At 64.3% G+C, this 23,772-nt stretch carries 17 protein-coding genes and 1 tRNA gene; 15 read left to right on the forward strand and 3 right to left on the reverse strand.

Features of this window, described 5'->3' with window-relative positions:
• Positions 1–7: 7 nt before the first annotated feature.
• The 3 genes from SO140_RS03695 to SO140_RS03705 are packed head-to-tail and all read left to right on the forward strand — an operon-like array spanning position 8 to position 3,482.
• Positions 8–1,213, forward strand: coding sequence for an amino acid ABC transporter permease (locus tag SO140_RS03695; RefSeq protein WP_474800782.1), 1,206 nt, complete (start codon positions 8–10; stop codon positions 1,211–1,213).
• Positions 1,210–2,730: an amino acid ABC transporter permease gene (locus tag SO140_RS03700; protein ID WP_449381030.1), complete on the forward strand. Its 1,521-nt coding sequence runs from the start codon at positions 1,210–1,212 to the stop codon at positions 2,728–2,730. The genes SO140_RS03695 and SO140_RS03700 overlap by 4 nt, the downstream gene beginning before the upstream one ends.
• Positions 2,731–2,741: 11 nt before the next feature.
• Positions 2,742–3,482, forward strand: a complete 741-nt coding sequence (locus SO140_RS03705; RefSeq protein ID WP_449381031.1) for an amino acid ABC transporter ATP-binding protein — start codon at positions 2,742–2,744, stop codon at positions 3,480–3,482.
• A gap of 134 nt (positions 3,483–3,616) precedes the next feature.
• Here SO140_RS03705 and SO140_RS03710 read toward each other — a convergent pair whose 3' ends face one another.
• On the reverse strand, positions 3,617–4,651 hold the full coding sequence (locus tag SO140_RS03710; RefSeq protein ID WP_449381032.1) for a cysteine synthase A: 1,035 nt from the start codon (positions 4,649–4,651) through the stop codon (positions 3,617–3,619).
• Positions 4,652–4,735: 84 nt separating this feature from the next.
• Positions 4,736–5,965, reverse strand: coding sequence for a class I SAM-dependent methyltransferase (locus SO140_RS03715; protein WP_449381033.1), 1,230 nt, complete (start codon positions 5,963–5,965; stop codon positions 4,736–4,738).
• 564 nt (positions 5,966–6,529) lie between these two features.
• Between SO140_RS03715 and SO140_RS03720 the strand changes: the two genes are divergently transcribed.
• The 8 genes from SO140_RS03720 to SO140_RS03755 all read left to right on the forward strand — a co-directional run bounded on the left by SO140_RS03720 (position 6,530) and on the right by SO140_RS03755 (position 18,624).
• Positions 6,530–8,002, forward strand: coding sequence for an efflux transporter outer membrane subunit (locus SO140_RS03720; protein ID WP_449381049.1), 1,473 nt, complete (start codon positions 6,530–6,532; stop codon positions 8,000–8,002).
• Complete coding sequence (locus tag SO140_RS03725) at positions 7,992–9,452, forward strand: efflux RND transporter periplasmic adaptor subunit (protein WP_498540416.1); 1,461 nt, start codon at positions 7,992–7,994, stop codon at positions 9,450–9,452. The genes SO140_RS03720 and SO140_RS03725 overlap by 11 nt, the downstream gene beginning before the upstream one ends.
• A gap of 27 nt (positions 9,453–9,479) precedes the next feature.
• On the forward strand, positions 9,480–12,626 hold the full coding sequence (locus SO140_RS03730; protein WP_449381035.1) for an efflux RND transporter permease subunit: 3,147 nt from the start codon (positions 9,480–9,482) through the stop codon (positions 12,624–12,626).
• 1 nt (position 12,627) lies between these two features.
• On the forward strand, positions 12,628–15,729 hold the full coding sequence (locus tag SO140_RS03735; protein WP_449381036.1) for an efflux RND transporter permease subunit: 3,102 nt from the start codon (positions 12,628–12,630) through the stop codon (positions 15,727–15,729).
• 38 nt (positions 15,730–15,767) lie between these two features.
• Complete coding sequence (locus SO140_RS03740) at positions 15,768–16,508, forward strand: tRNA-uridine aminocarboxypropyltransferase (RefSeq protein ID WP_449381037.1); 741 nt, start codon at positions 15,768–15,770, stop codon at positions 16,506–16,508.
• 106 nt (positions 16,509–16,614) lie between these two features.
• Positions 16,615–17,412 carry an ABC transporter permease gene (locus tag SO140_RS03745; protein ID WP_449381038.1) on the forward strand — a complete coding sequence of 266 codons (798 nt, stop codon included), beginning with the start codon at positions 16,615–16,617 and terminating at the stop codon, positions 17,410–17,412.
• 9 nt (positions 17,413–17,421) lie between these two features.
• A complete protein-coding gene (locus SO140_RS03750; RefSeq protein WP_498542364.1) occupies positions 17,422–18,189 on the forward strand; it encodes an ABC transporter ATP-binding protein in 768 nt (255 codons plus the stop codon).
• A gap of 361 nt (positions 18,190–18,550) precedes the next feature.
• Positions 18,551–18,624 (forward strand) — tRNA-Cys (locus SO140_RS03755).
• A gap of 419 nt (positions 18,625–19,043) precedes the next feature.
• Here SO140_RS03755 and SO140_RS03760 read toward each other — a convergent pair.
• Positions 19,044–19,223 (reverse strand): hypothetical protein, encoded by a 180-nt coding sequence (locus SO140_RS03760; protein WP_449381040.1) that lies wholly within the window; start codon positions 19,221–19,223, stop codon positions 19,044–19,046.
• Positions 19,224–19,488: 265 nt separating this feature from the next.
• Between SO140_RS03760 and SO140_RS03765 the strand changes: the two genes are divergently transcribed.
• From SO140_RS03765 to SO140_RS03780, 4 genes are all read left to right on the forward strand, one after another.
• Positions 19,489–19,749: a hypothetical protein gene (locus tag SO140_RS03765; RefSeq protein WP_449381041.1), complete on the forward strand. Its 261-nt coding sequence runs from the start codon at positions 19,489–19,491 to the stop codon at positions 19,747–19,749.
• Positions 19,750–20,040: 291 nt separating this feature from the next.
• Positions 20,041–21,204 carry a PspA/IM30 family protein gene (locus SO140_RS03770; protein ID WP_449381042.1) on the forward strand — a complete coding sequence of 388 codons (1,164 nt, stop codon included), beginning with the start codon at positions 20,041–20,043 and terminating at the stop codon, positions 21,202–21,204.
• 10 nt (positions 21,205–21,214) lie between these two features.
• Positions 21,215–21,886: an OB-fold-containig protein gene (locus tag SO140_RS03775; protein WP_498542365.1), complete on the forward strand. Its 672-nt coding sequence runs from the start codon at positions 21,215–21,217 to the stop codon at positions 21,884–21,886.
• A gap of 11 nt (positions 21,887–21,897) precedes the next feature.
• Positions 21,898–23,601, forward strand: coding sequence for a flotillin family protein (locus SO140_RS03780; protein WP_449381044.1), 1,704 nt, complete (start codon positions 21,898–21,900; stop codon positions 23,599–23,601).
• Positions 23,602–23,772: the final 171 nt, after the last annotated feature.

The following is a 23,772-nucleotide window of genomic DNA, read 5'->3' on the forward strand; positions in this document are numbered from 1 at the left end:
TGCGGCGATGAGCACCGAGGCCCGAAAACCACCGCCGCAGATCGCGCTGAAGCTGAGGCGCGCTCTCGGTGGTAAGGCTGGCTGGAACGGCGTCGCCGTCCAGCTCGCCTTCGCCGCGATCCTGGGCTGGATGGCCTATGAGATCATCTCCAATGCCCGCGCCAATCTGGAAAACCAGCACATTGCTGCCGGTTTCGGATTCCTGAGGAACAATGCGGGCTTCGACGTCAATCAGACCCTGATCCCCTACACCGGCTCGGACACGTTCTTGCGCGTGTTCGTGGTCGGGCTTCTGAACACGCTGGTGGTCTCGGTCGTCGGCATCTTCTTTGCCACCATCATCGGCTTCATCGTCGCGCTGTGCCGGCTCTCCCCCAATTGGCTGCTGTCACGCGTCGGCGAGATCTATGTGGAGATCATCCGCAACCTGCCGCTCCTGTTCCAGCTGCTGTTCTGGTACCTCGCGGTGCTCGCGGCCTTGCCCAATCCACGGCAGAGCATCTCGCTGCTGGGCATTGCCTTCATCAGCAACCGGGGATTGGTCATTCCACGCCCGGTCGGCGAAAGTGGATTCGAGGCGTTCCTGGTGGTGCTGGCACTCGGCATCGTCGCTTCGTTGGCGCTGCGCGTCTACGCGCGGCGCGAGCTCTACCAGCGCGGCCGCATGATCCGGATCTGGCCCTACGTGCTGGGCCTTCTGTTCGGGCTTCCGCTCGTCACGATGCTGATATTCGGTCTGCCCTTCACCTTCGAGCTGCCGCAGCTCAAGGGCTTCAATTTCGCCGGCGGCTCGCGGATCATTCCGGAATTCGTGGCGCTGTCGGTGGCGCTGTCGACTTACACGGCGGCCTTCATCGCCGAGATCGTGCGCGCCGGTATCCTGTCCGTGCACAAGGGACAGATGGAGGCGGGATCCTCGCTGGGCTTGAGCCGCGGCACCACGCTACGGCTGATCGTGGTGCCGCAGGCCATGCGCGTGATCGTCCCGCCACTGACCAACCAGTATCTCAACCTCACCAAGAACTCCTCGCTTGCCGTCGGGATCGGCTATCCTGATCTGGTCTCAGTGTTCGCCGGCACATCGCTCAGCCAGACCGGGCAGGCGATCGAGATCATCGCCATGACCATGGCCGTCTACCTCCTGATCTCGCTCTTCACCAGCGCCGTCATGAGCGTCTATGGCTGGCGCATCAACCGGAGCCTGGGAGCATGACGGATATCACCGCGTCATCCTTCGTTCGCCAGGACCTCGTTGCGGAGCGGCCTGCGCCGGTGAAGACCACCGGCTTCGTCGGCCTTGTGCGCACGCGCCTGTTGAACTCGCCGACCAACATTCTCTTGACGATCCTCGGCGCGCTGCTGCTCTGGTACACCGTCATTCCCGCGCTCAGATTCCTGGTGGTCGACGCCGTCTGGACCGGAAAGGACCGTACGGCGTGCCTGCCCGAAAATGCGGGGTATGTGGTCGGTGCCTGCTGGCCCTATATACAGGCGAAGCTTCCGCAGCTCATCTATGGCTTCTATCCCGAGGCGGAACGCTGGCGGGTCAATCTGACCTTCATCCTGGCGGCAGTCCTTTTGCTGCCGCTGCTGATTCCGCGCCTGCCGGCGAAGGGACTCAATGCCGGCCTGTTCTTCTTCGCCTTCCCGGTGGTCGCATTCTTCCTGATGCACGGCGGCGGCATCACCGGTTTCGGCCTGAGCTGGACCGCCGGCCTGCTGCAACTGTTCGACGACAGCGTCATCGGCGCGGGGCAGGTACTGGTCAGCCTCGGCAAGAGTTCGGCCATCGGTCCGCTTTTGTGGGTCGTCGGAAACTTCATCGTGCTGGTCGGCACCGCGATCCAGTGGCTGATCTTTCCGCTGACCTGGCTGCGCGATCAGATCCAGGCAAGTAGCCAGTCGGTCTGGATCGATTTCGCGATCACAACTATCGTCGTCTCGTTGATCCTGTTCTTCCTGGGCGGGGGAATGCGCACCGGCTGGCGCGCGCTTGCATCGAGCATAGCGACGTTCATCGGCACCGCGCTCGTGATCAAGCTGATGGGGCTCGATCACGGCGGCCTGCCGATCGTCGATACACGCCTGTGGGGTGGGCTCCTGGTGACGCTGGTGGTTGCCGTGACCGGCATCGTCACCTCCATGCCGATCGGCGTCGCGCTGGCGCTCGGGCGCCGCTCGACGATCCCGCTGATCCGGATCTTCTCGATCGCCTATATCGAGTTCTGGCGCGGCGTGCCGCTGATCACCGTGCTGTTCTTCGCGACCTACATGCTCCCCCTGTTCCTGCCGGGCAACTTCACGGTCGACGGCCTGGTGCGCGCATTGATCGGCATTGCGTTGTTTACCGGCGCCTACCAGGCCGAAAACATTCGCGGTGGGCTCGCTGCGGTTCCGCGTGGGCAGGGAGAGGCGGCTTCAGCACTGGGCCTGTCCTGGTGGAAGACCACCTCGCTGATCGTGCTGCCGCAGGCGCTGCGCCACGTCATCCCGAGCCTCGTCAACAGCTTCATCTCGCTGTTCAAGGACACTTCTCTGGTCTCGATCGTGGCGCTGTTCGATCTGCTCGGCTCGCTCAGGGCATCCTTCTCCGACCCGGTCTGGTCGACGCCGTCGACGGCGTTCACCGGCTTTGCCTTTGCCGGAGTCCTCTATTTCCTCTTCTGCTTTGGAATGTCGCGTTACTCACTCTTCGTCGAGAACCGACTCAACGCCCATCGCCGCAACTGAACGGGGTCACCATGTCCGCCAGCCCGATCGTCAAGATTTCCGGCCTCAACAAATGGTATGGCGACTTTCACGTGCTGCGGGACATCGATCTCGAGGTCGAGAAGGGCGAGCGCATCGTGATCTGCGGTCCCTCGGGCTCGGGCAAGTCGACGCTGATCCGCTGCATCAACGCGCTGGAGGAGTTTCAGGAGGGCGAGATCGTCGTCGACGGTATCGAGCTCGGGCCGAACCTGAAACACATCGACGCGGTGCGCCGCGAGGTTGGCATGGTATTCCAGAGCTTCAATCTATTCCCGCACCTCACGGTGCTCGACAATTGCACGCTGGCGCCGATCTGGGTCCGCAACATCCCGAAGAAGGACGCCGAGGCGACCGCGATGAAATTCCTGGAGCGGGTCAAGATCCCGCACCAGGCCAACAAGTTTCCGGGCCAGATGTCCGGCGGCCAGCAGCAGCGCGTCGCGATCGCGCGCGCACTCACCATGAATCCGAAGGTGATGCTGTTCGACGAACCCACCTCGGCGCTCGACCCAGAAATGGTCAAGGAGGTCCTCGACACCATGGTCGACCTCGCCAAGGAAGGCATGACCATGCTCGTCGTGACGCATGAAATGGGCTTTGCGAAGGAGGTCGCCAACCGCGTGGTGTTTATGGACGCCGGTCAGATCATCGAATCCAACACGCCGCAGGAATTCTTCGCCCATCCGCAGCACGCGCGCTCACAGCTTTTCCTGAGCCAGATATTGCGGTGATCTCGATCCTCATGGTGAGGAGCGAGCAAAGCGCGCGTCTCGAACCATGAAGGCCCCTTCGTCCTCGCGGCCATCCTTCGAGACGCGGCGCAAGGCGCCGCTCCTCAGGATGAGGTCGGAAGGCGCGCCGCGCCTTACACAAACGGCGGCTTGATGTTGCTGCGCTTCTCCAGCCAGGCCGGCACCGGCAGATTCTTGGCGCGCATGAAGTCCGCATTGAACAGCTTGGACTGATAGCGGCTGCCGGAATCGGCGAGCACGGTGACGATGGTCTTGCCGGGCCCGAGCTTCTTCGCGAGGCGAATGGCGCCAGCGATGTTGACGCCCGTCGAGCCGCCGAGGCACAGGCCCTCATGCTGGAGCAAATCGTAGATCAGGTTGACCGCTTCCTCGTCGGGAATGAGGAAGGCATCGTCGACCTTCGCGGTCTCGACGATTGCGGTCGCGCGGTTGAGCCCGATACCCTCAGTGATCGAGCCGCCGGACGTCGCAGTGGGCTCGCCGGTCCGGAAATATTCGTACATCCCGGCGCCGTGCGGATCGGCACAGGCGATGGCGACGTCCTTGTTTTTCTCCTTCAAATAGCGGCTGACGCCGGCAAGCGTACCGCCGCTGCCGACCGAGCAGGCGAAGCCGTCAACCTTGCCCCCGGTCTGCTGCCAGATTTCGGGGCCGGTGGATTCGTAATGCGCCTTGGCATTGTCGAGGTTGTTCCACTGGTCGGCGAACAGCACGCCGTTCGGCTCGCTCTTGCGCAACTCATCCGCGAGTCGGCGCCCGACATGCTGGTAGTTGTTGGGATTGGCGTAAGGCAGCGCCGGCACCTCGACGAGCTCGGCGCCGCACAGCTTCAGGAAATCCTTTTTCTCCTGGCTCTGGGTCTCCGGGATCACGATCAGCGTGCGATAGCCGCGCGCGCTTGCCACGACTGCAAGGCCGATGCCGGTGTTGCCGGCGGTTGCCTCGACCACCAGGCCCCCCGGCCTCAGTTCGCCGCGCTTCTCGGCCTCCAAGATCATCCATTTGCCGGCGCGGTCTTTCACCGACTGGCCGGGATTCATGAATTCGGCCTTGCCGAGAATGGTGCAGCCGGTCTGTTCGGACGCACGCTTGAGCTTGATGAGGGGAGTGTTGCCGATGGCTTCGACAACGTCGTTTTTGATGGTCATGTCAGGCAATTACCGGCTGGTTCTGTGAGGTGATCGAGACCCTAAAGTAGGGTCTCCGGCCACACAAGGCGAGGGCGCAAAGTCTTAATGCTGCTTTGCGAAGACGACCTGCCGGACGTCGATATTTCCGGAGAGGAAACCGGCCTCGCAATAGGAGAGATAGTACTCCCAGAGTCGCCGGAACCGATCGTCGAAGCCGAGCGGCACGAGGTTGGGCCAGGCGCTGCGGAAGTTATTTCGCCAGGTGGCAAGCGTCTTGGCATAATCTTGCCCAAAGATGCGCTCTCGGATGACGGGGACACCAAACGTCTCGCCAAGGGATTTGAGCACGGCGGGCGAGGGCAGCATGCCGCCGGGAAACACGTAGCGCTGGATGAAGTCGACCTCGCGCCGATAGGTCTGAAACAACCCGTCCTGGATGGTGATGGCCTGGATGCCGGCAAGACCGCCCGGCAACAGGCGATCACGTAGCTGCGCGAAATATTTCGGCCAAAACTGCTCGCCGACGGCCTCGATCATCTCGATCGAGGCGATGCGGTCATACCGGTCGCGCTCATCGCGGTAGTCCTGAAGGCGGATCTCGACCTTGTCGGAGAGACCGGCGTCCTGGATGCGCTTTTGCGCAAAGTCGCGCTGCTCGGTCGAGATTGTCAGCCCGACAACGTGCGCACCAAAAGTCTTGGCCGCGTACTCGGCAAATCCCCCCCAGCCGCAGCCGATCTCGAGCAGCTTCTGTCCCGGCTTGAGATCGATGGCTTCGGCGAGCCTGCGATACTTGTTGGTTTGGGCTGCCGTGAGATCGGTGGTGTTCTCTTCGAACAGCGCCGAGGAATAGGTCATGCTCGGATCGAGCCAGGCGGAATAAAAGGCGTTGCCGATGTCGTAATGCGCATGGATATTGCGCCGCGCCTGGCGCCTGGTGTTGCGGTTGAACCAGTGCCGGACCACCTGGACGAGGCGCATCAGCGGCTTGTCGCGGAGCATGGCCTGGATCAGGTCGTGGTTGACGCAGAAGATATAGAGGAACTGCGTGAGATCGGGCGTATCCCAATCGCCCGCGAGATAGGCTTCGGCAATCCCGATATCGCCGGCATTGATGAGGCGCGGCGCAAAATCGTAATTGTGCAGCCGCATCACGGCATTCGGGCCGGGCTCGAGGCCGCCGAGCCGGATGACGCGGCCGTCGGGCAGGATCACGTCGAGCGTGCCGCGCCTCAGACGTGAGCCGAAGGCGAGCGCGAGGCGAACCAGGCGGGGCAGGTCTGCGAGGACCGTCTCGACATTGTCGGGGGTGACCGGAATCGCGTTCTGCATCGGCATCACCTGAACTGGCACTGTCCGACCGCTCAGGTAGCCGCGCCCATCCCGGTTCTCGCTGGACCCGAGAGCGCCCCCGCAGGCAGTCAGCGACGGGTAGTATAAGCGCGCGTTTCCGCGGCCGCCAAGCTGTCGCGTTGTCGGCAATGCCCCCTGCCGCTCGATGTCTGAAGAGCTTCGGTGCGCTGCGGCGCAGGATTCAGTGGAGGGCAGCCCTTCTGTGGCCGTCCCGATCCCGCTGTGGCGGCAATACCACATGAAATGTTGGTAAGCTTGCCGACGCCGGGGAGCGCGTCGAAATGCGAGAAAGCCCTATAGAAGTAGGCAAAACCTGCGTGTTTCGCGACTTCGTGAAGTCCATTTGCGGGGCGGGCTTCGCAGTTGCGGGACTGTCCGCCCCGGCCACGCCCCGCTAATATGCGGCACGGTTGCAGGAAAGCATCACGCTGTGAACGAAACGGAGACCATCCCCCAACTGAACCACCGCGAATCGGTTAATCCGGCCGCGCGGTGGCAGTTGCGTCTGCCCGGCAGGGGGTGGATGTGACCCGAAGATTTCCGATGGTCGTCGTCCGGCGATCGTACTGTCCCGCACGTGAGCTGCTGGTTGGGCTGCTGGGCGCAGTGGGCCGGGCGGTGGCGCTTGGCCTGGCACTGAGCTCCGCCGGCTGCGTGCTGACGCAGGACTTACCCGATCCGGCGCTCGACGTGCCCAGCCAGTATAAATACGCCGGCAAGCCCGATGCGCCGCCGCCGCTCGACTGGTGGCGCGGCTTCCGCTCGGCGGAGCTGACGCAATTGATGGAGGAGGCACAGACCGTCAACCTGGACATCGCCGCCGCCGTCTCGCGCATCTTCGAGGCCGACGCCCAGGCGCGGCAGGCCGGTGCAGCCCTGCTGCCGAGCTTGTCCGGCTCGGGCTCGGAGACCTATTCGCGGACGTCAGGCTCCTCGTCCTCCGGACTCACCAACGGCGGCCGCGAGGTCGTCAACTATTCGGCCTCGCTGAGCGCGAGCTACCAGCTCGATTTCTGGGGCCAGAATCGGGACGCATTGCAGTCCGCCGAAGAGACCGCCCACGCCAATCGCTTCGATCGCGACGTCGTGGCGCTGACCACGCTCACCAGCGTTGCCAACGCGTATTTCCAGGTGCTGGCCTCGCAGGATCGCTTGCGCACCGCGCAAAGCAACATCGCCAGTGCCCAGCGGATCCTCGATGCCATCAAGGAGCGGCGCAAGGCGGGCACGGGCACGGACCTCGACGTCGCGCAGCAGGAGAGCGTGCTCGCCAACCAGAAGGCGCTGGTGCCGCCGCTGCGGCAGACGCTCGATCAGAACATCAACGCGCTGGCCGTGTTGGTGTCGCGCCCGCGGGAGAGCGTGCGGGTCGCGGGCGGCTCGCTGAACCAGATCGGGATCCCGCGCGTCACACCGGGACTGCCGTCCGAACTCTTGACGCAGCGGCCCGATATTCGCCGGCAGGAAGCGCAGCTGGCGTCCGCCACCGCCAATATCGGCAATGCCCGCGCGCAGTTCTTTCCGACCATCCAGCTCACCGGCAATGGCGGCTATCAGAGCTCGGCGCTGGTATCGCTGTTCCAGCCGCACGCGGCCTTCTTCCAGCTCGTCGGCAGCGCGACGCAGCCGATCTTCGACGGCGGCAAGATTCTCGGCAATTTCGAGTATGCCAAGGCACGGCAGGACGAGTTGCTCCAGACCTACCGCAAGACGATCGTCCAGGCTTTCGCGGATGTCGACAACGCGCTGTATTCGATCAAGCAGACCACGATCAAGCTGCAGTTGCAGCGCGAGGTCGTCGTGGCGTCACGCCGCGCGTTCGATCTCGCCGAGCAGCAGTTGCGCGCCGGCACGGCCGATATCGTGACGGTGCTCAACACCCAGCTGACGCTGTTCCAGGCGGAGGACACGCTGTCGCAGGCGCAGCTTGCCCGCCTGCTCGCGATCGTCAGCCTGTACCAGGCATTGGGCGGCGGTTGGGAGCCGAGAATGGAGAAACCGGTCAATGCTCTTTAAGCCGGACACGAAGGAAGGCGCGAAGGACGAGGCAGCCAAGCGCGGCTCGTCCCGGCGCGGCCGCCGCTTTGTCTCCACGCTGATCACGCTCGCGATCATCGGCGGGCTCGGCTATTTCGGCTGGACCGCGTGGCACCAGAAGCCTGCGAATGACCGCAATGCGCGGCCAGACCTCCCCGTGCCCGTGCTGGCGGCGTCCCCGCGCATCCAGGACGTGCCTGTTTATCTCGACGGCGTCGGCGCGATCCGCGCGCTCAACACCGTCACCGTGCGTTCGCAGGTCGATGGCAAGCTGATCGCGGTGAATTTCATCGAAGGCCAGGACGTCAAGAAAGGCGACGTGCTCGCCGAGATCGATCCCGCGATCTACCAGGCGCAGTATGATCAGGCCGTGGCCAAGAAGGCGCAGGACCAGGCTCAGCTCGCCAACCAGCGCATCGACCTCACACGCTACGAGCAGCTCGCCGCCACCAACGCCGGCTCCAAGCAGCAGGCCGACACCCAGCGCGCGGCGGTCGCGCAGACCGAGGCACTGATCAAGGCCGATCAGGCCGCGATCGACAATGCGGCGGCAACGCTGAGCTACACCAAGATCGTGGCGCCGCTCTCGGGCCGCGCCGGTCTTCGCCAGGTCGATCAGGGCAACATCATCCATGCCTCCGACACCACGGGTCTCGTCGTCATCACGCAGTTGCAGCCCATTGCGGTGTGGTTCAGCCTGCCGCAGCAGCAGATCATGCGCGTCAACGCCGCCGCGTCGAAAGGCGCATTGCCGGTCGACGTGTTCGGCAATGACGGTGTGACGGTGATCGACACCGGCAAGCTGACCGGCATCGACAACCAGGTCGACCCGACGACCGGCACGCTCAAGCTCAAGGCGGAATTCCCCAATGCCAGCTACCAGCTCTGGCCGGGCCAGTTCGTCAATGTCCGCCTCAAGGTCGAGACACTGCCGAAAGCACTGGTGGTGCCGACATCGGCCGTGCAACGCGGGCCGGTCGGCACCTTCAGCTATGTGATCGGCGAGGGTGATATCGTCTCGGCCAAACCCGTGACGGTGACGCAGCAGAATGAGCATGATGCCGTGATCGCGAGCGGTCTGTCGCCGACCGATCGTGTCGTCACCACCGGCTTTGCCAATCTCTCTGACGGCTCCAAGGTGATCATCGGCCGCGACGACCAGACGCCGTCGGCGGATCTTGCGCCGCGCAAGCGCAGCCGCGCGCCGGATGCCCAGAAAGGCGGTCAAGCCAAGGACGGGCAGGCAAAGGATGGGCAAGCCAAGGATGGGCAAGCCAAGGATGGACAGGCCAAGGATGGGGCCAAGGACCTGCAAGGCAAGGATGGCGAGCGCCGCGCCAAGCGGCAGAGCGGTGAGGGCGATCAGAAAGGCCAGACTGGACCGGCACAGGGGGCAGATTCATCGGGCAGTGGAGCGAAGCAGCCATGACCCCGACCTCGACCGGCTGATCACGTCATGGGCGTCTCCGAACCCTTCATTCGCCGGCCGATCGCGACCTCGCTGCTCGGCATCGCGCTGCTGATCGGTGGCGCGCTCGGCTACTTCTCGCTTCCGGTCTCGGCGCTGCCGCAGGTCGACTTCCCGACCGTGCAGGTAACGACGCAACTGCCCGGCGCGAGCCCCGATGTCATCGCCTCGCTCATTACCGCGCCGCTGGAGCGGCAGCTTGGCCAGATACCGTCGTTGTCGGCGATGAACTCGACGAGCTCGTTCGGCGTCAGCCAGATCTCGCTGCAATTCGATCTCAACCGCGACATCGACGGTGCGACGCAGGACGTGCAGGCTGCGATCAACGCAGCCGCCGGCGTGCTGCCCAAGACGCTGCCTTACCCCCCGACCTACGCCAAGGTGAATCCGGCGGATGCGCCGGTGATGACACTTGCGCTGCGCTCCGACACGATCTCGCTGCGGGTGATGAGCGACATCGCGGATACGCTCCTGGCGCAGCGGCTGAGCCAGATTTCCGGCGTCGGCCGCGTCTCGGTGCTTGGCGGACTGAAACCGGCGGTGCGCATCCAGGCCGACCTCGCGCGGCTGGCCGCCTACGGCATCGCCATGGAGGACCTTCGCAGCGCGATATCCAATGCCAACGTCTCGGGCCCGAAGGGGTCGCTCGACGGCGCGCAGCAATCCTACCTGATTGCGGCCAACGACCAGATCGCCGCGGCCGATGCCTATCGGCCGGTCATCGTTGCCTACCGCAATGGCTCGCCCGTCACCATCGGGGATATTGCTCAGATCGTCGACGGTCTGGAGAATGATCGGACCGGCGGCTGGTACCAGGGCTCGCCGGCGGTGATCATCGACATCCAGCGCCAGCCCGGCGCCAACGTGATCGACGTGGTCAGCCAGATCCGGGCCGAGATCCCGAAAGTCCAGCGCGCGATCCCGGCCGGCGTGAACCTGACCGTGGTCTCGGACCGGACCGTCACCATCCGGGCCTCCGTCCATGACGTGCAGTTCACGCTGATCCTTGCCGTCGTGCTGGTGACGCTGGTCGTGCTGCTGTTCCTGCGCTCGCTGCGCGCAACCGTGATCGCCGGCGTCGCGCTGCCGCTGTCGCTGATCACGAGCTTCGGCATCATGTATTTCGCCGGCTTCAGCCTCGACAACCTCTCGCTGATGGCGCTGACCATCGGCACCGGCTTCGTGGTCGACGATGCCATCGTGATGATCGAGAACATCGTCCGGCACATGGAGAACGGCGAGAGCGCGATGCAGGCCTCGCTCAGGGGAGCGAGCGAGATCGGATTCACCGTGATCTCGCTGACGGTGTCGCTGATTGCCGTCTTCATCCCGCTACTGTTCATGTCGGGCCTCGTGGGCCGGATGTTCCGCGAATTCGCGCTGACGCTGACGATCGCGGTCGTGACTTCGGCGGTGGTCTCGCTGACGCTGACGCCGATGATGTGCTCGCGCCTCCTCAAGCACGCGCACGAGGAGCTGGCTGTGCCGGGGCTCGCCGCGGTCAGCCGCTTCATCGATCGCACCGTCGAATTCTACCACAGGACCTTGCTGTGGGTTCTCGAGCATCAGCGCACGACGCTGGTCGTGACCTTCGGCACGCTGATCCTGACCCTCGTGATGTATGTCGTCGCGCCCAAGGGCTTTCTGCCGCTCCAGGATACGGCCTCGATCACGGCCGTGACGGAAGCCGGCGCCGACGTCTCCTTCGCCGAGATGCAGAAGCGGCAGGCGGAAGCCGCCGATGCCATCAAGGCCGATCCCGACGTGGTCGGCGTGGTCTCGGTGATCGGGGCGGGGTCGGTCAACCCGACCACCAATGTCGGACGCCTCGTCATGACGCTCAAGCCGCGCGGCGAGCGGCGCGACGACGTCAGCGTGGTCGTCGACAGGCTGAAGAACAGGGTTGCCGCGATCCCCGGCATGACCGTGTACTTCCAGCCGGTCCAGGACGTGCAGATCTCGACCCAGTCGAGCCGCTCGCAATATCAATACACGCTCACCGGCACCGACGCGGCATCCGTCTCGGAATGGTCGCGCAAGCTGGTCGCCGAGATGCGACGCGATCCGCTGTTCCGCGATGTGTCGTCGGAGGCGCAGGAAGGGGGGCTGCGCGCGCAGCTCGACGTCGACCGGACCCGCGCCGGCCAGCTAGGCGTCAACCTGCAAGCCGTCACCGACACCCTGAACGATGCCTTCGCGCAGCGCCAGATATCCACCATCTACGGCCAGGCCAACCAGTACCGCGTGGTGCTGGAGGCGCTGCCGATGTACCAGCGTGATCCGTCGATCCTGTCGAAGCTCTATCTGCCGGGCGCCGCAAGCGCCACCGTGGGCGCGCCTAACGCTCAAGTGCCGCTGTCTGCCGTGGCGACGCTCACGCGGACGACGGCGCCGCTGGCGATCTCGCACCAGGCGCAATTCCCAGCGATCTCGCTCAGCTTCAACCTGGCGCCGGGCGCCGCCCTCGGTGACGCCGTCGAGGCCGTGAAGGCGATCGAGACCCGCATCGGCATGCCCCGCAATATCGTCGGCGTTTACGCAGGCGATGCCGCCGAATTCGCCAAGGCGCTTGCCGGGCAGCCCTGGCTGCTGCTCGCTGCCGTCATCACGATCTACATCGTGCTGGGCGTGCTTTATGAGAGCTACATCCATCCGATCACGATCCTGTCGACGCTGCCGTCAGCCGGCGTTGGCGCAATCCTGGCGCTGGTCCTGTGCGGGCAGGACCTGTCCGTCATCGGCCTGATCGGCATCATCCTTCTGATGGGTATCGTCAAGAAGAACGCCATCATGATGATCGACTTCGCGCTGGAAGCCGAGCGCGGGCAGGGGATGGCGCCGACGGAGGCGATCGTTCAGGCCTGCCTGTTGCGCTTCCGTCCGATCATGATGACGACGCTCGCGGCGCTGTTCGGCGCGCTCCCGCTTGCGGTCGAAAGCGGCACCGGCTCGGAGCTGCGCTTTCCACTCGGCATCTCCATCATCGGCGGCCTCCTGCTCAGCCAGTTGCTGACTCTCTACACCACGCCGGTGATCTATCTCGCGCTCGACCGGATCAATCGCCGCCTCGAGCGCGCACTGCCCCCGGCCGAGCCGGGAGGCCCGCCGGTTGCGGGCGCAACCGAGGGGATGTGAGATGGCATCGATCTCGGAGCCCTTCATCCGCAGGCCCGTCGCCACGACGCTGCTCTCGATCGGGCTCTTCCTCCTGGGTGTCGTGGCCTACGAGTTCCTGCCGGTCTCGTCGGTGCCCAACGTCGACTTCCCCGCCATCTTCGTGTCGGCGAGCCGGCCTGGCGCAGACCCTTCCGTCATGGCGGCAACCGTCGCCGCACCGCTGGAGCGGCGCCTGGGCGAGATTGCCGGCATCAACCAGATCACCTCGACGAGCTCGCTCGGCACAACCAACATCCAGCTTCAGTTCAATATCGGCCGCGATATCGATCGCGCCGCGCGCGACGTGCAGGCGGCGATCAACGCATCGCTGATTGACCTGCCAAGCGATTTGCCGGCGCTGCCGCGCTTTCGCAAAGCGAATTCCGCCGCAGCCCCCGTCTACGTGCTGGCTCTGACCTCCAAGACGATCTCGACCGCCGCCATCTATGACGTCGCCGATACCGTGCTCGCGCAGAGGATCTCGCAGGTGCCGGGCGTCGGCAACGTGACGATCAGCGGCGCCGATCAGCCGGCAGTGCGCATCCAGCTCAATCCGGTCGCGCTGTCGAATGCCGGCATCGCCACCGACGACGTGCGGACCGCCATCATCAATGCCAATCCGCTCGGTCCGATCGGCATCTTCAACGGCGAGCGCCAGAGCGAGACGCTGGCGCTGAACCGGCAGATGCGCACCGCCAAGGAATTCCGCGACATCGTCATCAAGAGCTCGAACGGCAATTTCGTTCGTCTCGCCGACGTCGCCGACATCGAGGACTCCGTCCGCAACGCGCGTTCCATCGCCTGGTTCAACAAGCAGCCGGCGGTGCTGATCCAGATCACCAAGCAGGGCGATGCCAACGTCATCGATACCGTCGACCGGGTCAAGGCGCTGATCCCCGAGCTGAAGCAGTGGATTCCGGCAGGCGTGGATATCTCCACCCTGGTCGATCGCACCGGCACGATCCGCGCCAGCGTGCAGGACATGCAATGGACGCTGCTGGCGACCGCGATCCTGGTCATGGTCGTGGTGTTCGTGTTTTTGCGGCGGATCACCCCGACGATCGCGGCCGGCATCTCAGTGCCGCTTGCGCTCGCCGGCACCTGCGCCGGCATGTGGCTCGCGGGCTTCTCGATCGACAACCTCTCGCTGATGGCGCTCGCGATCTCCGTCGGATTCGTGGTCGACGACGCCATCGTGATGATCGAAAACATGTTCCGCAATCTCGAGCATGGCATGCGGCCGTTCCAGGCAGCGCAGGAGGGGGCGAAGCAGATCGGCTTCACCGTGCTGTCGATCAGCCTGTCGCTGATCGCGGCATTCACGCCGCTGATCTTCATGGACGGCATCGTCGGCCGCCTGCTGCGCGAATTCTCGCTGACGCTGACCTTTGCGATCGTGGTCTCGACGCTGGTCTCGCTCACGGTCACGCCGATGATCTGCGCCCAATATATCCGGAACACCACGTCGGAGACGGCCACGCTGTTCGACAGAGTGATCGAGGGATCGCTGTCGCGCATCGTCAATTTCTACGCGCGGACCTTGCGCGCCGTGCTTGAATTCCCGCTTTCGACGCTCATGGTCTTCTTCGCCACCATCGCCCTCACGGTGACGCTCTACGCCAAGGTGCCGAAGGGCTATTTCCCGACCGACGATTCCGGATTCATCATCGGCGCGACGCGGGCCTCCGCCGACATCTCGTTCCAGTCGATGCTGGGCTTGCAGCAACAGCTCGCCGACATCGTGATGGCCGATCCGGCCGTTGCCGGCATCGGCTCGGTGCTGGGCGGCGGCGGGCCGGGCCCGGCCACCTCCAACCGCGGCACGATGTTCATCAGCCTGAAGCCGCCGGCCGAGCGGAATTATGTCTCGACCGAGATCGTCATCGATCGCTTGCGCCGCAATCTCTTTCGTGTCGCCGGTATCCGCCTGTTCATGTTCGCGGCCCAAGACGTCCGCGCCGGCGGACGGCAGAGCGACTCGAACTACCAATATACGTTGTCGAGCACCGATCTCGACCTGTTGCAGCAGTGGGCGCCGATCGTCGCCAAGCGAATGGAGACGGTCGAAGGCATAACCGACGTTTCCGCCGATCGCGATCCCGGCGGATTGCAGCTCACCCTGTCCATCGACCGCCAGAACGCCTCGCGGCTGGGTGTCCGCGTGCAGGACATCGACAATGCGCTGAACAACGCGTTTGCGCAGCGGCAGATCTCGATCATCTACACCCAACGCAACCAGTACATGATCGTGCTCGAGACCGATCCGAAATTCCAGGTCGACCCGACCAATCTCGACCGCATCTATGTTGCGGGCGCCAATGACGTGCAGGTGCCGTTGTCAGCCGTGATCCGCGCCCAGCGCGGGCTCGCCTCGCTCGCCGTGTTTCACTCGCAGGGATTCCCCTCGACGACCGTGTCGTTCAACACCTTGCCGGACGTGCCGCTGCAGGTCGCGACCCAGAACATCCAGCGTGCGGTCGAGGAGTTGCACATGCCCGAAGGCATTCGCGGCAGCTTTGACGGCAACGCCGGCGATTTCGCCCGGACCAGCGGCCGGCAGCCGCTGCTGATCCTTGGCGCGCTGGTCGCGATGTATATCGTGCTCGGCGTGCTCTATGAGAGCCTTGCTCATCCACTCACGATCATCTCGACCTTGCCTTCGGCCGGGCTCGGGGCGCTGCTCGCTCTCCAGATCACCAACACGCCGCTGACGGTGATCGCGTTCGTCGGCATCATCCTGTTGATCGGCATCGTCAAGAAGAACGGCATCATGATGGTCGACTTCGCGCTCGACGCCGAGCGCCAGCGCGGCCTATCGTCGGCTGATGCGATTTTTGAGGCGTGCCGGGTGCGCTTCCGCCCGATCCTGATGACGACGATGGCTGCGTTGTTTGCCGGCATTCCGCTCGTCATCGCGACGGGGCCCGGCACGGAATTGCGCCGGCCGCTCGGCATCACCATCATCGGTGGCCTGTTCGTGTCGCAGATCCTGACGCTCTACACGACGCCGGTGATCTATCTCCTGATCGACCGGCTGCGCCGCCGCTCCGAGCCGGGTGCAGTGCATGCGCCTGCGGAATAACGGTTGTTGAAGCGCAGGGCCAAGCGTATAGCGGCTGGATGTCGAACCCGTCTGACGTCACCACCGCAGCTCCCGAACCAGTTGCCGAATGTCCACACTGCCAGAAGCCGATGCCGCTGTGCATCTGCGACAGCGTCACAGCGCTCGACAGCCGCATCGCGCTCCTGATCCTTCAGCATCCGCAGGAGCAGGACAGGGCGCTCGGCACCGCGCGGCTGACGGCGCGGCATTTTGCCGATGCGACGGTGCGGGTTGGGCTGTCATGGCCGAGCCTTGCCAAGGCGCTCGGACGACCGGTCGCGGATCCCGCGCGCTGGGCGGTGCTCTATCTCGGATCGGCGCGCGCCACCGATCTCGATAGCGACGCCGACATCATCGCGCTCACGCGCAAGGGCGAGATCGCCGACAATCAGCGCGCCATTTTGAACAGGATCGAGGGCGTGGTGCTGCTCGATGGCACGTGGAGCCAGGCCAAGGCGCTGTGGTGGCGCAATCCCTGGATGCTGAAGTGCCAGCGCGTGATCCTCAATCCCGCGAGGCCGTCACGCTACGGGCGCTTGCGCCGCGAGCCGCGCCGCGACGGGCTCGCCACCATCGAGGCTGCGGCCATGATGCTCGCGAGCCTCCAGCAACGGCCCGACATCGCCGAAACGCTGCATGCGAGTTTTGAACGGATGTTAACACGCTATCGCAAAGTGCTGGCGGAGACGCCTGAACTTGCGCCAAAACCGGCAGGCCGAGGCCGCCGGCGCGATTTTCGCCGCAGCCGCCGCGGCTGACCGCCAGCGCCGAGGGCTTGCCCGCTGCGGAGCGGGCAGATAGAGACTCGGGGGGCATATATTGCCATCCCGTGATCGGGCCTAGCGTTGGAAAGCCAGGAGCGGGATGGGAAGTCGCATTCAGGCTGCGGCCAGGGAAATTGTCCGGCAAGGGGCGCAATTCGATCGCTGGGGCACGCTCGCCCTGATGGACATCTCCTTGCGTTATCGCCGCACCGTGATCGGCCCGCTCTGGATCACGCTGACTCTCGCGGCAACCATCGCCAGCGTCGGCACGGTCTATGCGACGCTGTTCAAGCAGGACGTCGCGGTCTTCCTGCCGTCCTTCGCCGTCGGCCTGATCGTCTGGACGCTGATCGCCGCAACGCTCCAGGAAGGCTCGAACATCTTCGTGGCCTCCGGCCATCTGATCAAGGCCGTGCCGGCGCCGCTGATCGTGCACGTGTTGCAGATGACGGCGCGCAACGTCGTCATCTTCCTGCACCATCTGCTGCTGGTCGGTCTGCTCTATCTCGTAGTGCCCTGGCCGCTGCACTGGACCCTGGTGCTCGCGGTTCCCGGCTTTGCGATCCTGCTGGTCACGCTGGTCGGCGGTGCGACGGCGCTGGGTATGCTCTGCGCGCGCTTTCGCGATATTGGATCGGCGATCGTCAGTGGCCTGCAATTCGTCTTCTTCCTGACGCCGATCATCTGGACCGAGGACGCGGTACGCGGGACGGCCTTCCATTGGCTGACGCGGGTCAATCCGTTCGCGACGTTGCTCGATCTCGTGCGCAAGCCGCTTCTGTCGCAGCCTGCCGATCCGGAGCAGTGGCTGCTCGGATCGCTCTACGCGGTCGGCATGGCGATGATCGGCCTCGGCTGCTACGCGAGATACCGCCATCGCGTCGCGTACTGGATTTAGGTGCGCGCCATGAGCTCCGCTGCCCATATCGTGCTGCGCAATGTCTCGGTCGCGTTTCCCGTGCTGTCGTTTCGCGACCGCTCGCTGCGCAGCCGGTTCGTGCGCGCGGTGACGCTGCGGAGTGCCGGCAATGCGCCGCGCCCGCACCTTGTCTCCGCGCTGAACGGCGTCGATCTCGAGATCCGCGCCGGCGACCGGCTCGGCATCATCGGCGCCAACGGCGCCGGCAAGACCACGCTGCTCAGGGTGCTGGCCGGCATCTACCATCCGACCGCCGGCACGGTCGATGTCTGCGGCCGCTGCCTGTCGTTGTTCGATCTCGCCGCCGGCTTCGACGAGGAGGCGACCGGTTACGAGAACATCCTGCGGCGCGGGCTGGTGATCGGAGCGCGGCGCACCGAGATCGAGGCGCGGCGCGCGGAGATCGCCGAGTTCACCGAGCTCGGCGACCGGCTCGACCTGCCGCTGCGTACCTATTCCCGCGGCATGATGCTGCGCCTGATCTTCGCGGTCGCAACCGCGATCGAGGGCGAGATCGTGCTGCTCGATGAGTGGATCGGCGTCGGCGACCAGCACTTCCGCAGGAAAGCGCGGCAGCGGCTCGACGCGATCGTGGCGCGCGCCGGCATCCTCGTGCTCGCCTCGCACGACATCGATCTCATCAAGAACACCTGCAACCGCGCGATCCAGTTGCGCGACGGACGGATCGCTGCCGCAGGTTCGACCGAAGACATCCTCGGCCAATACCTGGCTGGCGCCGGCGAGGGCAGGGCTTAATCCAACCGCCGTTGGAACCTTGAGTCGGATTACCACCGCTTGTTGGCGTTTGTGACCTGACCAAGGCGGGCGCAGAAAAAAATGGAAATTATGGACTGGAAGCGCCGGCAGGGCTGAGCGAGTCTGGACATTGAGCACCACAGGCTAAAGTGGTGCCACAGGGAAGAACGCTCATGCTCGCCGCGCTCGAGATCAATTTCGCGCTGTGGGGGATGATTATCTGCGCAAGCATCAAGCTGGCCGAGATGCTTGGGTAGCGGCCGCCCCGCCGCAATCTGGACGACCTTCCAAAACTGATCGGGAAGTCGGATGAAGGCGGTTGCCTAAGTCCTTGATCCCCTATATCAGTCCGGCCTTACGGGGCCACGTGGCGGAGTGGTTACGCAGCGGTCTGCAAAACCGTTTACACCAGTTCAATTCTGGTCGTGGCCTCCATCACAACCTCCTGATTTCCCAGCGTAAATCATGCCAGCGTGCGGACCCCATTCCGCCAGATGATGCGACGCGGTCCGAACTCACCCGGATTTGTCCGGGGTTGGCGGTTAATCGCGATTCAGGTGCCTTGGCATGAAGATCGCATCACCTAGATGATGAGTCCTGAAGCCGAGAATCTTGGAGCGCACGTGGGCGAGATCGTCCGATTTATTCCGAAGTCCGAGATCGAGCGGGCCCGTCTGATACGGGAAGCCCGCGCGATCTATGAGAGCATCTTTCCGTCCACTGGTCCTGTTAGGGACTCACGTGAGTCGGACGACCAGTCAGGCACTGAGAGCTGATTGATTGTTTCCGCCAGATGCGAGGCGGCGACTGTTCTTACGGACGTAGCTTAAAGGGAAGAGTGCGGGACGTCGTGCTCAGCCGGCGGCGTACCAGCCATCCGGAAACGGCAGCAGCGGCCAAGCGCCTTCGTTGTCGTTGGCGGCCTTGAGCGACGCGTCGAATTTCCACGAGCGGGGCACGAATTCCTCCTCCGGTACGGGCTCGATGGCGGCCCGCACGGCATCCAGCAGCAAGTTGAATTCGGCTTCGCTCATCGCACCCTCCGGACCATTCCCGACGGCGCAAACTCGCAAAACCGGCTTTTTTCCCGATTGAGCGGATCGGTCGAATTTTATCGATCCGTCGATCGGCGCTCGTTTGGTTAGTGATTCCCTAAGAAAACCGGCGCGGAACCTAAGGGGTTCCACCGCTGCGCCAGTGTGAAAGAGATCACATTCCCAGAAGTTTCTTTCCCGTAAGTCTGGCGTGAAGCCGGTCAATGAAGGGCCGGGGCGGCCGAAGCCGACGGGAGACGCGACGATGAAGGCGAGGTTCCTGAAGTTAGCAGGCGTAAAGAGCCGGGCCCGGCGGGCCTCGACTCTCGGGTTGTTCCTGGCGCTGTTTGCTTCCGCCGCCTCCGCCCAAGGCACACCCGAACAGCGCCGGGCCTGTACCCCCGACGTCTATCGTCTCTGTGCCGGCGAGATCCCCAACGTTCGCGCCATCACCGCGTGCCTGCGTCGCAACAAGGCGAGCCTGAGCGAAGCCTGCCGCGCCGTGTTCGACCAGGCGGGCGGTTAAGCTGGCTACCTGTGGGTTCGTGCGCAGCAAGTTAGGTCAGGCGCAGTCGAAATCGGCGCCGCAGCCCTGTGGATATGCTGCGGACAAGCTTTGCGTGGCTGTGGTCCGGTTCTCGCATTTCGATGAAAATTGCAACCGGCGCGGGCAAGAAGTCTTGATCGGCGGTGGTGTATCGGTGAGCGGAGGTCTTTGAACGCCGTCCCTGTCGGCGGCGACTAACCAGTACAGTGCATAAGGATCAGTGAAACGTGATCGGTTTCTCGCCTTGTAAAGCACCAAAATGGTGCTTTAGTGCTTTTCATGAACCCGTCCCCCCGACAAGCGCCATCCGCACTGCGCTACAGGCTCGCCCCTGAGCCGGCCGTCAAAGCCGCGCTGGAGGCGACCTTCGACGCCTATGACCGCATGATGGAGATTCTGGAGGAGGTCGCCCGCACCCATAATGTGGGCTCCAACGTCGTGCTGCTGCATGCCCATGCCTACGACGCGATCCGGAAACAGACCGGCCTGCCGTCACGTCTGGTAACGCTGGGGCTGCGCGACCGCGCCGACTATCGCGCATCGAGCGGCCGGCGGCTGCCGCTCGACGACAAGCTCGCCAAGCTCAAGGGGCCGACCACGATCTCGATCGCCACCGTGCAAGGGCGCTTCAGCGTGCCGTTCGATTATGTCGGCTACGCCGAGGGCTGGGGCCAGAGCGTGCCCGCCCATCTGATCCGCACCGACGACGGTTTTGAAATTCACTACGGCGTCACGCCGAACAATCTGCCAGAGGAGGAGAACGCCATGGAGACCATCGCTGCCGCCCCCGAGAACTTCCTGTCCCGGGTCGGACGCCTGATCGCAGGCATCGCCTATGACGCGATCGAGCAGGCCGAAGGCAAGAACAAGCTGAAGGTCGTGGGCCAGGCCATCCGTGAGATCGAGAACGCGGAGAACGAGGCCCGCGAAGCGCTCGCCGCCGCGCGCGCCGAGGAATATCGGCTGAACGCCCGGCGCAGCGAGATCGAGCGCGCGATGACCGATCTCGCCACAAAGATCCAGGGCGCGATCGACGACAGCCGTGATGACCTCGCCCGCGCCGGCATAGCACGGCAGATGGACCTCGAAGCGCAGTTCGAGGTGCTGTCGCGCGCGATCGACGAGAACAACGAGAAGATCGAGCAGTGCGTTACCTCGTTGCGCGCGGTGCTCTCGGCACTTCAGGATGCCGAGCAGCGGCGCGCCGATCTCGAGAAGAGCGAGGCGGCCGCAGGCACACATTCTACCGCAACTTCGACGAAACAGACCGGCAACTCGGCTGCAGCAAAGGCGCTGCGCGCGGGCAGGGCGGTGGCGCGGGCCACCGGCGTGCCGGCCGGCATTGCGTTCTCGAGCGACATCGACGAGCTCAGCGCGTTGCATCGCGACAAGGAGATTGCGGCGAGGCTTGCGCGGTTGAAGACGCGCTCCTGAGTTCGCGGCCATGAGCACATTGCTCGAACATGTGATGGCGCCCGAGGTCAGGCCGTTCGCGATCGCGGCGGCCATGATCGTCATCGTCGGCTCGGTCGAGGTGGTCTCGATGATGGTCGGGGCCTCCCTGAGCGAGATCCTCGGCAACGCCGTCGACTTCGACCATCCCGGCCACAGCGGCGTAATCAACGCGATCTCCTGGATCAATCTCGGCGGCGTGCCGCTGTTGATCTTCCTGCTGCTGATGCTCGGCGCCTTCTCCATCACCGGTTTCCTGATCCAGGACGTGGCGCGGATGGTCGCCGGCCCCTTGCCGGCGAGCATCGCCTCGCTCGGCGCGGTGATCGTGTTCGTCCCGCTGGTGCGTGTCTCCAGCGGCTTCATCGCAAAAATCATTCCCAAGGACGAAAGCTACGCCGTCGGGCTCGGGGATCTCGTCGGCCGTGTCGGCGAGGTCGTCATCGGGCCCTTGGACCAGGGCCCGCCCGGCCGCGTCAGCGTCGCCGACGTCCATGGCAACCGGCATTTCGTTTGGGCGGTCGCGGCGCCTTCCTCAGAACCGCTGGCGCAGGGAAGCCTCGTCCTGCTGGTCGATCGCGACGGCACCCGCTTTTTGGCGGTGAAAGCCGACGATGAACTCAAACCGTCCAAGTCCACTCTAAGCAATCAGCACAGCCATTAGCGGAGAGATTCATGTTTGACATCGCAGTCCCAGCCATGATCGGCGTTGCGCTGATCGTCGTCCTGGGCATTGTGTTCACCACCCTCTACAAGCGCGCCACGCGCGACGAGGCATTCGTCCGCACCGGCCTCGGGGGCAAGAAGGTCGTGCTCGACGGCGGCGCCATGATCCTGCCGATCTTCCACTCCTATGCCAGCGTCAATCTGAAGACGCTGCGGCTGACGGTCGAGCGCAAGGAGCGGGAATCCCTGATCACCAAGGACCGGCTGCGCGTCGATATCGTCGCCGAGTTCTATGTCCGCGTCCGTCCCGACGATGAGAGCATTGCGCTGGCGAGCCAAACGCTGGGCGCGCTGACCAATGACGCCGAAGCCCTGCGCAACCAGGTCGAGGCAAAATTCGTCGACGGCCTGCGCTCAGTGGCGGCCACCATGACCATCCTGGAACTGCAGGAGAAGCGTAGCGATTTCGTCAAGCACGTGCAGGCTACCGTGGAATCCGACGTCAAGTCCAACGGACTTGAACTGGAGTCGGTGTCATTGACGAAACTCGACCAGACCGACGTCAAGTTCTTCAACCCGGAAAACTTCTTCGACGCGGAGGGTCTCACCCAGCTCAAGACCATCACCGAGACCCGCCGGCGCGACCGCAACGCCATCGTGCGCGACAACGAGGTGGCGATCGCACAAAAGGACCTCGAGGCGCGGCAGCAGACCCTCGGGATCGAGCGGACCAAGAAGGAGGCCGAGCTCTCGCAGGAGCGCGACATCGCCAACAAGACCGCAAGCACGCGCGCCGAAGTGGCCACCGCGACGCAGACCGCGCGCCTGACCGAGGAGAACGCCCGCATCGACACCGATCGCGCGGTCGCCGAGAAAGAGGCCGGCGCCAAGCAGATCAAGGAAACGGCGGTGATCGAATCCGATCTCGCCATCAACAAGCGCAAGACCGACGCGCAGCGCGAAATCCAGATCGCGACGCAGGAGAACGAGATCCAGATCGCGGCCAAGAGCAAGCAGACCTCCGAAGCCGTCGCAGAAGCCAAGACTGCGGAAGCCGTGGCCGTGTCAGCGGAGGAAAAGGTCGTGACCGCGCGCGCGGTCGAGGTCGCCGACCGTGCCCGCCTCACGCAGGTGCTCGCCGCGCGCACCGAGGCCGAGCGCAAGTCGACCGAGCTGATCGTTGCGGCCGAAGCCGAGAAAAAGGCCGCCCTCGATCGCGCCGAGGCCACCAAGACGCTCGCGAGCGCGGAAGCCGAAGCCAACAAGATCAAGGCAGCCGGCGTCAAGAACATCGGTGAAGCCGAGGCGGCCGTGATCACCATGAAGAACGAGGCGCAGAACAAGCTCGGCAGCAACGTCATCGATTTCGAGATCGCCAAGAAGCGGATCGAGATGATGCCGTCGGCGCTCGCCGAGATGGTGAAACCGATCGCCAACATCAAGGACGTCCGCATCCTGCATACCGGCGGCGCTTTCGGAGGCAACGGCGCAGGTGGCAGCAATGCCGGATTCGGCGAAGGTCTCGCCGGCGAGTTGTTGAAGGTGCACGCGCTGCGGCCGATGATCGACGAGATCCTGCGCCAGAGCGGCTTTGCACCGGGCGAGGATCCGGTGAAGGCACTGGTCGGTGCCGTCACCGGCAAGAGCAATGGCGCTGCGGTCGAAGTTGCGGGAAGCGTGCCCGCGCCGCAGACAACCGACGCGGCAGAGTAGGCCGTGAATGCGCCGGCTATGAATGCCCATTCATTGCTGGCGTGAGCCCTAGTCGATAAGAACAGGCCGTGCGCTTCTCGCGTGGCGTACCGTTCCGGAGTGCAGGTCGATCGCGTGTCGAACCTTTCGATCGCTCTCCGGACGAACCCTGCAAGGTAATGCATTGGTTGC

It is taken from the genome of Bradyrhizobium sp. UFLA05-108 (assembly GCF_059803455.1).